The sequence below is a fragment of the Photobacterium damselae subsp. damselae genome (genome assembly GCF_038086725.1).
GTDB classification, from domain to species: Bacteria; Pseudomonadota; Gammaproteobacteria; order Enterobacterales; family Vibrionaceae; genus Photobacterium; species Photobacterium damselae.
Map to the genome: position 1 here is coordinate 825,883 of NZ_CP146971.1, position 13,654 is coordinate 839,536.

Genomic DNA, 13,654 nt, shown 5'->3' on the forward strand with positions numbered 1-13,654 from the left:
GGAGCTACTTTAAAAGGAAGATCCAGATCAAATATTTTTTAATATAGATTTGAAAAAAGCATAAAACAGCCATACGATGCGCTCATAAATTTGCAAATAAATTTGAGTAATTTAATCTAGGTATGAATGTTATGAATAAACAACTAGTACAGGCGGGATTACGAGCCATTTTCCCTTTATGTGTGGGGGCCTTCCCTTTTTCATTTATTGTAGGTGCAGTGAGCATTACAGCAGGAATGAGTGTATTACAAAGTACCTTATGGTCATTTACTGTCTTTGCAGGATCTTCGCAAATGGTTGCTTTAGGATTAATTCAGTCATCTGCGAGCATCCTGGTGATCATGTTCACCACTTTTATTATTAACCTTCGCCATCTGCTATATAGTGCATCTATGTCAGAACATATGAAAGAATACCCTCTTCATATTCGAGCTTTAATGTCTTATGGCTTAACCGATGAAGTGTATGCATCAACCATAAATGAGATGAAGCAGGAAAAAGAAGGTCGCCACTGGTTTTATTTAGCCGCAATGGGCGGATTCTGGTTTAACTGGGTAGTCGCTGATTTCCTTGGAGCTTTGATTGGTTCTTCATTCCCAGAAATTGCTAACTATGGCCTTGATTTTGCAATGGTTGCAGCCTTCATTGCTATTGTGATCCCTCAGGTAAAAAGTCGAGAGTGCATTGTCGCTGCAATGGTTGCCACTTTTACAGGGGTTCTTCTTGCTGAACTTCCTTATTCTCTAGGTTTAGTGATTGCCGCTATTGTTGGTGTATATGCCGGTTACCGTATGGATCTAGCAACAGAAAAAGCAGAACTGAAAGCCAATCAATTACACGAAACAACTGAAGAGTACTTTATTGAATCAGAAACTGGCTTATTGACTGAAGAACATGGAGCAGCGTAATTATGACAACCACAACTTTTCTTTTGATCACTTTTGCGATGACAGTAGCAACTTTCATTATCCGTTTTTCAGTCATTGGTATGGCGGGTAAGTTTGAAATGTCTGAGCGATTTAAAAAGACATTACGCTTTGTGCCAGTTACCGTTCTCCCAGCCATTATTGCGGTTGAGATTTTAGGAGTTGGTCCTCATATGTCGTTTAATTTACACAACCCGAAAGTATTAGCCGCTATTGTATGTACCTTGGTTAGCTTACGTTTTGACCTAATTTGGGTGGTAATAAGTGGTGTGGCGTCTTTACTCATTTTTCAGCATTTTATCCCAGCATTCTAATTATAATTCGCTAGGTTAACTTACTAATCCCGAAGTTTGCTACAACTATACTGCGAGTGGCTTTGGGATTTCCTATTTACTATCAATACTATAAGTAAATAACCACTCTCACAAAAAATGAAAATTTAGTCTTCCTATCCTCTACCACTCTATTTGATCAAGATCACATAAATTAACCTCTAACCCTCGTATAACAGATCTTCCACTTCTATTTGTTATACAAAAAAATGAAAAAACTCACACTTTTGGCTAGCAGTATTATTGCGGCAACTATTGCAGGGCAAGCAAGCGCCTGTACGACGATTCTTGTAGGTAATCAAGCAACTAAAGACGGGTCATATATTGTTGCCCGTAATGAAGATTACCAAGCAACTAACGCGAAAAATTTTGTTTTCCATCCAGCAGAAAAACCACAGAAAGAAGCTTTCCACTCTAATGCCAATGACTTTACGTATCCGGCAGCAAAAGAGGCGTTGCAATACACTTCAATGTCTGATTTTAATACTGATGGTAAAAGCATGGGTGAAGTTGGGTTCAACTCTGCCGGCGTTGGCATGTCATCAACTGAAACCATTTATAATGGCGCTAACGCACTGAAAGTCGATCCTTACGTTACCAAAACAGGTATTGGCGAAGATTCCATTGAGAACGTGATTTTACCGCGTATTCACTCTGCCAAAGAAGGGGTAGAGTTACTTGGTAAGATCATTGAAACACAGGGGGCTTCTGAAGGTTTTGGGGTTGCTTTTGTTGATAATGATGGGATTTGGTATTTAGAAACCGGTAGTGGTCACCAATGGATGGCAGAAAAAGTACCTGCAGATAAATACTTCGTATCAGCAAACCAAGGTCGATTGCAGCACTATCTTCCAAATAATCCAAATTATTTAGCCTCTCCAACCTTAGTGAGTTTTGCTGAACAACACGGTTTATATAAAGCCGTTAAGGGTCAACCTTTTGATTTTCATGCGGCTTATTCACAAGATACCCCAAATGATATCACCTACAACTACCCTCGCGTTTGGACCCTACAACATATGTATACTCAGGGTCTTAAAACAAAAATTGATCAAGGTAAAACATTCCCAGTCTTCTTAAAACCGACTCACAAGCTTACCGTTGCTGATGTAGAACAAGGCTTGCGTAACCATTATCAAGGCACTTCCCACGATCCGTACGCCAATAAAAATCCTAAAGAACCATACCGCCCAGTGTCGGTATTTAGAACTCAAGAGTCCCACGTACTACAAGTTCGTCCTAACCTACCCAAAGCAATTGGCGAAGTGGAATACATGGCATATGGTATGACATCACTTAGTGTTTATTTGCCGTATTACCAAGGTATGACCAAAGTACCTCACAGCATTACTTTAGGTACCGATCAAGCAGATGATCAATCCGCTAATTGGAAGTTCCGTAAGTTACAAACACTTGCCATGATGGATTGGAATGACTTTGCTCCTATTGTTCAAAAGGCGTATCAAAACTTTGAACAACAGACTGCGCAAAAACAAAAAGAGATGGAAAAACAGTATCTAGCCATTTATAAGTCAGAGCCAAAACAAGCTCAGGCGTTGATCAATAATTTTGAGCAACAAACCGTTACCGATGCACTCAAATTAACCGATCAACTCACCAATACGCTATTTACTAAACTGACGCACAAAGTTGATATGACCTATCATTTTGAAGGGGCATAAAATCAGCTTAGTATTAAAAGCAAAACCGAATAAATAAGAAATACAAAGCCACGTTTTCATCATTAAAATCATTATGAAAAACGTGGCTTTCTTCTATTTTCGACTCTTCTACAATCGATATATATTCGCTAAGATTTTATTTTAATACGGTTCTTAAGCGGTTAATTTTCTCTTCTAAAATAGATTTTGGACAACCTAAGTTAAGACGGATAAATCCACTACCATCTCGACCAAATCCGTATCCCATAGTTGGAATCACCCCAGCTTGATGCAACTTCTGCTCAAGTTCTTGATCATCAAGCCCCATTGCTCGACAATCTAACCATGCTAAATATGTTGATTCTTGAACCCGATAAGTCACTTGCTTTAGCTCATCACGAACAAACGCTTCTAGAATTTTATTATTTTCTTCAAGGTATTTAACGGTTTCATCAACCCATGTATGGCCATTTCGGTAAGCGGCTTGGTTGGCAATAATACTAAAGGCGCTATAGACATCAATACCATAAGCCAATAACTTTGTTTTGAGCGCTTGAGCTTCTTTTTCATTTGGAATCATAGTATTAGTCAAACGCATTGACGGCAAACCAAAGGTCTTAGTTCCCGCTATACACACCGCCAGTTTATCAAAGTACTGCGGTTCAACTCGTAGACAACTGTAAAACGAGTGGCCACTAAATACCATGTCAGCCCAAATCTCATCAGAAATTAGATACACACCATATTGATGACATAACTGGCAAACCTGGGTCACTTCTTGCTCTGTCCACACTCGACCGCCTGGGTTATGAGGGTTGCAGAAGATCATGATCTTCACACCATTTTGAAATTGCGCTTCAAGATCGGCGAAATCAATCGTGTAATAACCGTTGTCATTGATCAGACTCGATTCAGCAACTGTACGGCCCGTATTTTCAATGGTGCGATAAAAAGCATGATAAACTGGGCTAAGCACTAAAACTTTATCCCCGACTTGGCACCATTGCTCCACCAGCATCGCAATAGCAGGTAAGCTTCCCGGTGTTGTATGAAACCACTCCTTTTGCAAGCTCACTTGATGGCGTTCAGCCCACCAATCGATTACCGAATTAAAATATTCATCACCGCGCTCAGAATAGCCAAAAATGCCGTGATTTAAACGCTCTTGTAAAGCATCAGTAATAAAGTTAGGAGCTTTAAAGTCCCAATCCGAGACCCAACTTGGCAGAGCTTCCCCTTCTGGAACCCCTAGCCATTTCTCCATGTAGTCCCATTTTAAGCAATCTGTACCATAACGATTAATAATAGTATCCAGTTCGTGCGCCATAACTTCCTCACGTAAGAAAGGAAAGCCCCAAATAGACGGGCTTTCCAAATTAATTTATTTAAACTGTTGCTTTAGTTTGTGTTGTTGTTTTTGTCTGTTTAACCTCTTTTACCGCTTTGGCAATACCGACACCTGTTACTGCCCACAACATGGCAAAGAAAATTGCAGAGTAGTTTTGAATTGCCCAAGGCATGTAATCTAGCGTTGAAACACCTAATGTTGCAGCCATAAACACACCAGCATTAGTCCATGGAACAAGAGGTTCGATAATGGTGCCTGCATCTTCAATAGTGCGAGATAAGTTCTTAGGGTCTAGCTGCATACGCTTATAGGTATCTCGGAACAGCTCTGAAGGAATAAGTAGCGCCAGTTTGCCATCGGATGTTGTACACACCACGGTAATAGTAGTCACAATTGTTGCACCAATAAGACTTGCAGTTCCTTTGATCCCTTTGCTTAGTAGATCAACAAGAACATTTAGAGCACCTGTAAGAGCCAGAGTTCCAGCAAAAGAGAAAGCACAGAAGACCAGTAACACAACGCCCATCATAGAAGTCATACCACCACGATTAACCAAAGTTAAAACATCGCTAACCACGGTCACATTACTTAAGCCAGCATCTGCAAACATGCTCGCGTTAAAGCCATTAAGCATCGCAGTTAATGCCGTTACTAAGCTGAAGCCTTGGAATGTTACTGCGTTAAAGATGCCAATTGCGATAGCTAATAACATCAAAGGAATGGTTGGCAACTTACGAATAGCACCCCACAAAATCAGCGCAGGAGGCAATAATAGGAAAATGTTAAGAGAAAATAGCTGCTCAATATTAGCCAGCATTGCAATCACCTTCTCCGGCGTATCTGCGGTAACATCGTGACTACCCACAAAGAAGAACACAACGGCAGAAAGGATAAATGCAGGAATTGTAGTCCAAAGCATGTGCTGAATGTGCGAGTACAGATCAGTGCCAGCAACAACAGGGGCAAAGTTAGTGGAATCAGAAAGTGGTGAGATCTTATCACCAAAGTATGCGCCAGAAACCACAGCACCAGCCACTGCGGCAAGGTTTGCGTCCATACCCGTTGCAATACCCATCAAAGCCACACCAATTGTACCTGCAGAACCCCATGATGTTCCTGTACATAGAGACACCATACAAGTCACTAAAAATGATGTAAGCACTAAATATTCAGGGCTGATGATCTTTAGACCGTAGTAGACCAGCATTGGAATAGTACCACCGACCATCCAACTACCGATTAAGCCACCAACTAACACCAATATGAAGACAGCAGGCAGGGTTTTCGCTAAGCGGTCGATAATAGCATTTTGAATATCATCCCAGCTGTAGCCAATTTTCCATGCCACTGCAGCTGCTATTACCGCAGAAGTTAACAAAAGACTTTCAATCGGAAGACCATATACACCATATCCAATTACCAGCAATCCGATCATTGCAATTAATGGCAGCAGAGCTAACCCTACTGGTGGTGCCGTTATAGATTTATTATTCATGTAATTTACATCCACACGTCATAAAAGGAACAAAGGTTATTAATTGTTTTTATCTGTTTTGAATCACATTATTAGGATAAATACTAAATATCTATCGATCTGTGATGGAATTCACTGATGTAACATATTAATATTCAATGTAAATTACATGATTAAAAAATGGGATCTTCAACACATATGGCAACCATTAAAGATGTAGCAAAAGCGGCAAATGTCTCAACCGCCACCGTATCTAGAGTCATTAATCAGTCTGATAGTGTGCTGCCAGAAACCGTAGCGAAGGTAGAGAGTGTGATGGCACAGCTTGGCTATCAAATTAAAGACAACCGACGCCTTACCATTAATCAAGGACAAGATACTATTGGCTTGATCGTAAGCCGTTTTCACTCTCCTTTTTATGGTTTATTGACTCAAGGCGTCGAAAAAATTGCAAAAAAGCACGGACGTAAGCTCATTGTGGCAAGTGGTAACTACGATATAGAGTGTGAAGAAGAGGCGCTAAAATTTATATTAAGTAAAGGCTGCCGCAATATCATTGTTCATAGCAAAGCAATGACTGATGAGATGTTGATCCGTTATGCCAAACAACATCCAGGGATCATTATTATTAACCGTCATGTCGCCGAAATTGAGTCACAATGTGTATGGTTAGATAATAACGCAGGCACATATTTGGCAACGAAGCACTTAATTGAACAGGGTCATCGTAAAATTGCTTATCTTTCCTGTGAAATGGAAGTTGATGATAAATTTGATCGTTTTAATGGCTATCAACAAGCGTTAGCTGAAGCTGGAATTGAATTTAATCCCGATTGGGTTGAAGAAGTGCCTTTTGGAGAGCCTGGAGGTGCAGAAGCTGCTATTAATTTACTCAACAAAGGATTACCTGTAACAGCGCTAGTTGCATTTAACGATTTTTACGCAGCAGCTGCAATGCAAGTCTTTAAAGAACATGGCATAGAGATCCCACAACGTTTATCTATTGTAGGTTTCGATGATGTTCTACCTCAGTGTTATTTTAGCCCTAAGCTGACGACCATTCGTAGTCCAATTGAAAGTATGGCGATGAATGCTGCTCGTCTATCTTTAGAAGGTTGCGAGCTACCTGTATCGAATACATTTCATCCCCTTTTGATTAAACGCGATTCGGTACAGAAGCCTTTTGAATAATAAGAACTACTCACACTAAGGGGTCGTTAGTATGGAGTATTTCAGTAACAAAACGCAAAAAGGCCGCTGAGCAAAACTCAGCGGCCTTCTTTAATATGGCGGAGAGATAGGGATTTGAACCCTAGATACGCTACAAACGTATGCCGGTTTTCAAGACCGGTGCTTTCAACCACTCAGCCATCTCTCCTTACGGGAACGGATACTAGAGTGGTTCATCGATATTGTAAAGCTTCTACAAACCGTTTGACTTAACATCAACCTATTTGGTTTATTTTGTATTAAAAACCCCCTGCAAGGTTGATATTACTGTTTACTATCTAACCAATAGTAGGGACAAGCTTAGACCAACTGACCAATAACCCCGCAGCAAATAATACCCATATTGCAGTTGCTAATGATAAAGTCATCCATAATCCATAGCGGGCGCTGAGTATATACACTACTAATAGGTATCCCGCATACGGAATCAGCGAATACAAGCCAAATAAAGCTGTTATTCTTAACTCTTCAACCCCGCGTTCAGAACCAACAATAAAGTGTGCAATTAAAGCAAAAGTTGGAAACAAAGGCACAAGACCTGCAATATAAAAGCTTTTCGTCTTAGATAACAATGCAATTAATAGAACCGCAAACGCCCCTAATGAGCATTTAGCAAATAACGCAATCATTTAATCTTCCCTATCCGATTTTAATATGCTCAAGCAGTCTTATTTAAGACAAATCACAGTATCTGTGTTTATGGTGTAATCAAATAGATAATAAATTGTAATCGTGAAGAGATATAACAAGTTAATCTGCTTAATAAGATAAAAATATTTTTAAGTTCAATTAGTTATTGATATATCGCTTTTCTGTGCTTTATTGTCTCTGGCGTGGTATTATCTCGCAACTATCTTCTCAGATGTAGATGCATAAACCATCCACTATGATAGAAATAGCAGATAATTTCGCCATTGCGAATGATAATTACGTTTAGAAAAGAGATAATATTTTGCTTGATATAATTCGCGAAGTATTAGGATGGACATCTGTCGCATTCTACATATCACTCACCATCTTCAACTCAATGAAATTTACCCGTTATGCCGCTTTTGCTTCTGCAACAAACGATACAGCTTGGTCTATTTTAATGGGATGGTGGCCAAAGGTTATTCTAAACCTGTCTGTTGGCGCAATTAACGCATATCGATATGTAAAAGATTTTACTAACACCAGTAAAGCCATCATTAACACGGTTGCAGCTTTAATGGCTGGCGGTATCCTTTACGTTGCTTATGTGGCTATCAGTAGTTTTATTAACAATCCTACGATTTCAGAAGCGTTACAGTTCGGTGATCTTGCCTTAATTCTATTGGCTCTCTATATGACCGAACTGAAGAAATACCGAATTCTTATGTTCCTATCTGGTTTTGTAGGTATGGCTGCTTATTATGGCAATCCGCAGATGATGATCATCAAAGCGCTTGTGATCGGTATTATGGCCTATAAGCTCTATAGCACACGTAACCAAACCGAAGATGAAGTTAAGCAGCAAGAAGCTAACGTTTAATTTCTCTCCCTGTTATTATAACTAGCCGCTTTATACGATTTTGAGTATATAAGGCGGCTTTTTTATATCAAATATAACGATCCAGTCGATAACCAAATTATGAATAAGCAACAAAACAGCTATACCATTATTGGACTCACCAACCCTAAAAGTCCGACGAACGTAGGGGCCGTTATGCGCGCCGCTGGCTGCTATCAAGCAAATGAAGTGAAATATACCGGCCAACGCTATGACCGCGCAGCAAAGTTCAGCACTGATACAAAATCGATGTCCCAGACGATTCCTCTTACTGGTGTCGATTCTCTTTTAGACGGTCTTGATGACGACATCGAAATTGTTTGTGTCGAATTGGCAGAAGGAGCAACCCCTCTCCCTCTGTTTCAGCATCCGAATAAGGCCATTTATATCTTTGGCCCTGAAGATGGTTCTATTGATCAAGAGATTGCCGATCGCGCACAACATGTGGTTTATGTACCGACAGTTGGTTGTATGAACCTTGCTGCCTCAGTAAACGTTCTACTTTATGATCGTTTAGCAAAAACAAGCCAGATTGTTCAAGATAACGAGTTAATCCGTCGCAGCCGAGACAATAAAAATCGTCTGAAAGTAAAAGAAAGTAATACGGTAGATTCTAGCCATTCTTGCTAAACCAAACTCTTTAAAAATAGCTTGAAAAAATAATGCAAAAAGGCCGCTGAGCAAAACTCAGCGGCCTTCTTTAATATGGCGGAGAGATAGGGATTTGAACCCTAGATACGCTACAAACGTATGCCGGTTTTCAAGACCGGTGCTTTCAACCACTCAGCCATCTCTCCGTAAGTGCTGTGTATGATATAGATAGGATTCTTCGCTGTAAAGGCCTATAAGATTAAGTGTCTAAATAACAGCCAGTTTATCTTCTCTATTGTATATAACTGCACCAAGCTTAGTTTTAATCACTGATAGCTAGGTATTTAAAACTAAAAACGCGAGGGCTAAGCCTCGCGTTAATATCAATCACAAATAAAAACAGATTATAGATAACGGATCTTAACTGCTTTTAATTTGCTATTAGATTCATCCAGGGTAAATTCAACCATACTGCCCATTGTTGGGTATGATGTACATGAAATCTGAGACGCATCAAATGAGATGTCACCGCCTAAATCACATGTGATCAAGCCTTTCTTTTCTGCAGGGTTAAAGCTACGAATAATACCTGTTTGTGAAGTCATAGTAATTTTCCTTCTGACACCACGATACTGCTTATATTCAATTAAAAGCTTTCTAAATATCGCGATGTTATCAATTAGAGAACAAAGTTATCTCACACCATCTTTTTGATAGTGCGATATCATTTCTGTTAACTTCTTGACCTACTTCTTCTGGCTAAGAGTACACCCTTCTCTTAGTACGGCCTCTTAAGTTCGAATTTGCAACGGTACGAACTCAGGCTAAGAAACTTGCTTTATCTATTTCAACTCATTCAGAATGCAAGCTTTGGCGAGGTAAGCTCAGCATGCAAAGTTTCTGATTTAGTATTTAGGTCTAAAGTTCAGACGTTATGAACAGTAATCAGAATTTCAGTAACTGTAAATAGGTTTTTTCATTTTTTTGAGATTAATTTCACAAAAAAATTCTAACCAATTAATTTTAAAGTGAATAATATTTGTTAAAACTAGGTCATAATTTGCATCTATATGCACCAACACCCTTATCAAGAAAGGATATAAAAATATCAACAGGTACTTTTCTCAATTAAATTACGTCTTTTTATAAAATCGACTTTTTGGAATTAATAAATACAAACAATAAGTTAAATATCCACTATAGTGTTGAAAACTAAAACTATTTGTCCTTATTTTAATCTTTCAACTTTTGTAATCATGGATTTCATTCAAAGAGCTATGCTTATTTTGTATACGAGAGTAAAGTATGGATATTACTTAGGTAGGTAAAAAAGGCACCTAGATGAAAGGCATTATTTCTATTCAGTCGCATGTTGTATATGGCCATGCGGGTAACAGTTCAGCAGTTTTCCCTCTACAACGTATGGGTTTTGAGGTATGGCCAATTCATACTGTTCAATTTTCAAACCATACTCAATATAAGCAGGGCTGGACAGGTAAGGCATTTTCTGCAGAAGACATTACAACACTGATTTCTGGTATTGAAAAAATTGATCAACTTCAACAGTGCGAAGCTGTATTAAGTGGCTACCAAGGTAGTGCTGATCAATGCCTTGCGATTTTAGATGCAGTGAAAAAGGTTAAACAACATAACCCAAATGCAATTTATGTGTGTGATCCGGTTATGGGTGCTCCTGACAAAGGCTGTATCGTAGCACCAGGCATTGCTGAGCACTTGATCAATGATGTTATGCCAATGGCTGATGTTATTGTTCCAAACCAATTTGAATTAAGTCAATTTGTTGGAATGGAAATTAATAATCTAGAAGACGCTGTTGCAGCATGTAAAGCGGCATTAACTAAAGGTCCTAAAGTTGTTCTAGTTAAACATCTTCATAGTGTTTCTGATGAACAATTTACTATGATGCTAGCAACAGAAAAGGGCTGCTTCATTGCTCAGCGACCACACCTACCATTTGATTTACAACCTGTTGGCGTTGGTGATCTTATTTCATCTCTATTTACTGGCGGCCTACTAAAAGGTTGGACTCCGGAGCAAGCTTTTGAACATGCACACAATGCTTGTTACGGCGTATTAAAAGAAACACATAAACGTGGCGAATGGGAACTTCAAACTATTGCAGCTCAAGAAGAACTGGTTGCACCAACTGAGATTTTTCCAGCTCAAGCAGTTTAATTAATTCCATTAAGATCTATTATTTGGACAGTGTGATTTATAAATACTGTCCAATCTTCCTGTATTGAGTTTCATTTATTCCTGCGGCAACTATTTTTTACAATAAAACCAATATTCACTCACACTTCTTCTTTACTACGCATTTAATTTCACATAATCGTGCTAAAATAATCGCTTATAATAAAAACAAGTAACGATGAAATAGCATGGCAGAACACCCCATTTTATCTGAGATATTAACCATATTAACTCGTTTGCCACAATGCACGGGACTTGAAGAGGTTCAACAAACCCACCAGCAAGTTTTAGCAATGGCTCATCAGCATAAAATTCATTTCCCCGATGAATTTGAGCAATTTATTACGGCTTACGAAGCGTATCGTAGCAATAATATGGCTAAAGCGATTCCGACATTTTTACATTGTCAGCGCATTTGTTACCAACAACATTCTGCCGTACTTTCACTTTATTGTGATATCCATTTAGGAACTATCTATACCATGCTAGGGCAATTTCAGCATGGTCTTACGCATTTTTTAAAAGCTTATAAAAATTCCAATTTAAAAGATCGTAATTTTCAGATGTTGCTCAATCTCAATATTGGCGATGCTTATTTGCTATTGAATGACTTTAAACAAGGTGAAAGATATTGCCGCAAAGCCGATAAATTAGCGTTAGAGTTGGACGATCTCAACTGTATATCTCTTGCTAAAATGAATGTCGCACTGGCTCTTGCACATCAAGGTGACTTAATAGATTCAGAAGCGTGGATTCAAGAAGCGATCCATTACGCCCAAAAAACGTTATGTCAGCGAACTCTGGGCTACGCTTGGTCATATCAAGGTCGTATTAGTGCCATTCAAAATAATTACTCTAAGGCAAAACACAGCTATATCACTTCAGACTACTTTTTTTCTCAATCTTATGAGTATTTTGGTCGTTCAGAAAACCAGTATTTTTATGCTTTACTCCTACTTAAAAAGAATAAACTTAAAGCCGCGTTAAATCATTGCCAACAAGCGGAAAAGCTGATCTCTAATGAAGATCACTATCAAGCTAAAAATCGTCTGTACCATCTTCAAGTGCAGATTTATCAGCAACAAGGTGATTTCGATAAAGCCAATAATATACTCGCCCTTCAAGCAAAAGAGGCCAATGATGAGATAACCCGATCTGCAGGTCGAGAAACTCGTTACATGGATTATATTCTGACTCTTGGCGAGCAAAAACGGCAATTTGATAATCTACAGCAACTTCATAATAACTTGAGTGTGATTACTAAAATTGGTCAGCAGATTGCCACTGCAAATAATTTACGGGCTCATTTGCCTGAAATTTATCAACAGCTGAATCTAATAATACCGATTCATGTTTTTGGTATCGCGCTATACGACCAAGCACAACATCAACTTAATTATGATTATTTTATTGAAGATGGTGCAGTTATCCCCCCTATCATCATTCGCTGTGAAGATGATTCAAGTTTAGGTGCCTATAGTGTGGCCCATCAGCAGCAACTACACTTAAATACCAGCTCGGAACAAGACCTTGCGGTTTATGTCGATCCCAAAAAAATGGATCGTCAACTATTTCAAGGTAATGATGAAAAAACACAGTCGATTATCATTACGCCTATCACTTTAAATGAGATCACCATTGGTGTGTTATTTTTAGAGCATCACACGCCTTATCTCTACCAACAACACCATTGTGACTTAGCCAAACAACTTGCAGGCTATATTGCGGTCTCACTTGAGAATTTACGACAAACCAACATCTTAAAACAGCAACAACAAGAGCTTGAAGCCGTCAACCAACGCTTAAATACCTTGTCTCGCTATGACGCACTAACTCAATTATTTAATCGTTATGAACTCGATACGATTGCCCCAAACCTGATAAAAGAGGCTCAGAAGCAGCAAAAATCTTTAACGTGTTTAATGATTGATATTGATTTCTATAAAACATTTAACGATCACTATGGCCATCAGCAAGGTGATAAGGTGTTGCGCTTAGTAGCAAAGTTTATTCATCAAGCATTTTCAGAACAGCAAGACTTTGCGTTTCGTTATGGTGGCGATGAATTCTTACTGCTTACCTTTAATCAATCACAGGAGCAAATTCAGACCAAAGTTGAACAGCTGCAGCAATATCTTGAGCAAGAAAATATTGAGCACCACTATTCTCAGTGCAGTGAAAGATTAACCTTGTCGATAGGGTCTTATACTTGGCAGCCTGATTCATTCGATGACTTAACCGTTGAGTCGTTGATACATCAAACGGATCAAGCCTTGTATTTTGCAAAACAAAAGCATAGAAATAGGTATGTGACTTACCAGCAGCGTCAACAAGAACAAATAGATTAAGC

The 13,654-nt window shown here is 38.9% G+C and carries 12 protein-coding genes and 2 tRNA genes; 8 read left to right on the top strand and 6 right to left on the bottom strand.

The genetic code is table 11. The annotated features are described in order from the left end of the window. Positions 1 to 131: 131 nt before the first annotated feature. The 3 genes from WAX86_RS18370 (at position 132) to WAX86_RS18380 (ending at position 2,940) form a co-directional block, all read left to right on the top strand. A complete protein-coding gene (locus WAX86_RS18370) occupies positions 132 to 908 on the top strand; it encodes an AzlC family ABC transporter permease (protein WP_065171302.1) in 777 nt (258 codons plus the stop codon). A gap of 2 nt (positions 909 to 910) precedes the next feature. Next, positions 911 to 1,240 carry an AzlD domain-containing protein gene (locus tag WAX86_RS18375; RefSeq protein WP_069532886.1) on the top strand — a complete coding sequence of 110 codons (330 nt, stop codon included), beginning with the start codon at positions 911 to 913 and terminating at the stop codon, positions 1,238 to 1,240. 227 nt (positions 1,241 to 1,467) lie between these two features. After that, positions 1,468 to 2,940, top strand: a complete 1,473-nt coding sequence (locus WAX86_RS18380) for a C69 family dipeptidase (RefSeq protein ID WP_138241992.1) — start codon at positions 1,468 to 1,470, stop codon at positions 2,938 to 2,940. A 136-nt stretch (positions 2,941 to 3,076) separates the two neighbouring features. Here the strand turns inward: WAX86_RS18380 and WAX86_RS18385 are convergent, their stop codons facing one another. Then, complete coding sequence (locus WAX86_RS18385) at positions 3,077 to 4,246, bottom strand: MalY/PatB family protein (RefSeq protein WP_341489452.1); 1,170 nt, start codon at positions 4,244 to 4,246, stop codon at positions 3,077 to 3,079. Between the two features lie 58 nt (positions 4,247 to 4,304). Then, the gene (gene nhaC / locus WAX86_RS18390; protein WP_068968743.1) at positions 4,305 to 5,762 is read right to left on the bottom strand and encodes a Na+/H+ antiporter NhaC; all 1,458 of its coding nucleotides are present in this window, start codon (positions 5,760 to 5,762) and stop codon (positions 4,305 to 4,307) included. A 159-nt stretch (positions 5,763 to 5,921) separates the two neighbouring features. Here nhaC and WAX86_RS18395 point away from each other — a divergent pair, with 159 nt between their 5' ends. Beyond that, positions 5,922 to 6,932 (top strand): LacI family DNA-binding transcriptional regulator, encoded by a 1,011-nt coding sequence (locus WAX86_RS18395; RefSeq protein ID WP_341489453.1) that lies wholly within the window; start codon positions 5,922 to 5,924, stop codon positions 6,930 to 6,932. Between the two features lie 96 nt (positions 6,933 to 7,028). Here WAX86_RS18395 and WAX86_RS18400 read toward each other — a convergent pair. After that, positions 7,029 to 7,119 (bottom strand) — tRNA-Ser (locus WAX86_RS18400). A 130-nt stretch (positions 7,120 to 7,249) separates the two neighbouring features. After that, positions 7,250 to 7,600 carry a GlpM family protein gene (locus WAX86_RS18405; RefSeq protein ID WP_341489454.1) on the bottom strand — a complete coding sequence of 117 codons (351 nt, stop codon included), beginning with the start codon at positions 7,598 to 7,600 and terminating at the stop codon, positions 7,250 to 7,252. A 323-nt stretch (positions 7,601 to 7,923) separates the two neighbouring features. On the opposite strand from WAX86_RS18405, the gene WAX86_RS18410 reads away from it, so the two are divergent. Together WAX86_RS18410 and WAX86_RS18415 are read left to right on the top strand one after the other, a co-directional pair. After that, positions 7,924 to 8,481: a hypothetical protein gene (locus tag WAX86_RS18410; RefSeq protein WP_341489455.1), complete on the top strand. Its 558-nt coding sequence runs from the start codon at positions 7,924 to 7,926 to the stop codon at positions 8,479 to 8,481. A 99-nt stretch (positions 8,482 to 8,580) separates the two neighbouring features. Further along, entirely contained in the window at positions 8,581 to 9,129 is a 549-nt protein-coding gene (locus WAX86_RS18415; RefSeq protein ID WP_065170577.1) for an RNA methyltransferase, read from the top strand. 76 nt (positions 9,130 to 9,205) lie between these two features. Here WAX86_RS18415 and WAX86_RS18420 read toward each other — a convergent pair. Then, positions 9,206 to 9,296, bottom strand: a tRNA-Ser gene (locus WAX86_RS18420). A 198-nt stretch (positions 9,297 to 9,494) separates the two neighbouring features. Continuing rightward, positions 9,495 to 9,695: a cold shock domain-containing protein gene (locus tag WAX86_RS18425; RefSeq protein WP_005305940.1), complete on the bottom strand. Its 201-nt coding sequence runs from the start codon at positions 9,693 to 9,695 to the stop codon at positions 9,495 to 9,497. A gap of 736 nt (positions 9,696 to 10,431) precedes the next feature. Between WAX86_RS18425 and pdxY the strand changes: the two genes are divergently transcribed. Beyond that, positions 10,432 to 11,286, top strand: coding sequence for a pyridoxal kinase PdxY (gene pdxY / locus WAX86_RS18430; RefSeq protein ID WP_036765846.1), 855 nt, complete (start codon positions 10,432 to 10,434; stop codon positions 11,284 to 11,286). A gap of 206 nt (positions 11,287 to 11,492) precedes the next feature. Beyond that, the gene (locus tag WAX86_RS18435; protein WP_341489456.1) at positions 11,493 to 13,652 is read left to right on the top strand and encodes a sensor domain-containing diguanylate cyclase; all 2,160 of its coding nucleotides are present in this window, start codon (positions 11,493 to 11,495) and stop codon (positions 13,650 to 13,652) included. Positions 13,653 to 13,654: the final 2 nt, after the last annotated feature.

Excerpts from the sequence above, each read along its gene's own strand:
- WAX86_RS18370 (WP_065171302.1), top strand. The coding sequence starts at position 132 with ATGAATAAACAACTAGTACAGGCGGGATTACGAGCCATTTTCCCTTTA.
- WAX86_RS18375 (WP_069532886.1), top strand. The coding sequence starts at position 911 with ATGACAACCACAACTTTTCTTTTGATCACTTTTGCGATGACAGTAGCA.
- WAX86_RS18380 (WP_138241992.1), top strand. The coding sequence starts at position 1,468 with ATGAAAAAACTCACACTTTTGGCTAGCAGTATTATTGCGGCAACTATT.
- WAX86_RS18385 (WP_341489452.1), bottom strand. The coding sequence starts at position 4,246 with ATGGCGCACGAACTGGATACTATTATTAATCGTTATGGTACAGATTGC.
- nhaC (WP_068968743.1), bottom strand. The coding sequence starts at position 5,762 with ATGAATAATAAATCTATAACGGCACCACCAGTAGGGTTAGCTCTGCTG.
- WAX86_RS18395 (WP_341489453.1), top strand. The coding sequence starts at position 5,922 with ATGGGATCTTCAACACATATGGCAACCATTAAAGATGTAGCAAAAGCG.
- WAX86_RS18405 (WP_341489454.1), bottom strand. The coding sequence starts at position 7,600 with ATGATTGCGTTATTTGCTAAATGCTCATTAGGGGCGTTTGCGGTTCTA.
- WAX86_RS18415 (WP_065170577.1), top strand. The coding sequence starts at position 8,581 with ATGAATAAGCAACAAAACAGCTATACCATTATTGGACTCACCAACCCT.
- WAX86_RS18425 (WP_005305940.1), bottom strand. The coding sequence starts at position 9,695 with ATGACTTCACAAACAGGTATTATTCGTAGCTTTAACCCTGCAGAAAAG.
- pdxY (WP_036765846.1), top strand. The coding sequence starts at position 10,432 with ATGAAAGGCATTATTTCTATTCAGTCGCATGTTGTATATGGCCATGCG.
- WAX86_RS18435 (WP_341489456.1), top strand. The coding sequence starts at position 11,493 with ATGGCAGAACACCCCATTTTATCTGAGATATTAACCATATTAACTCGT.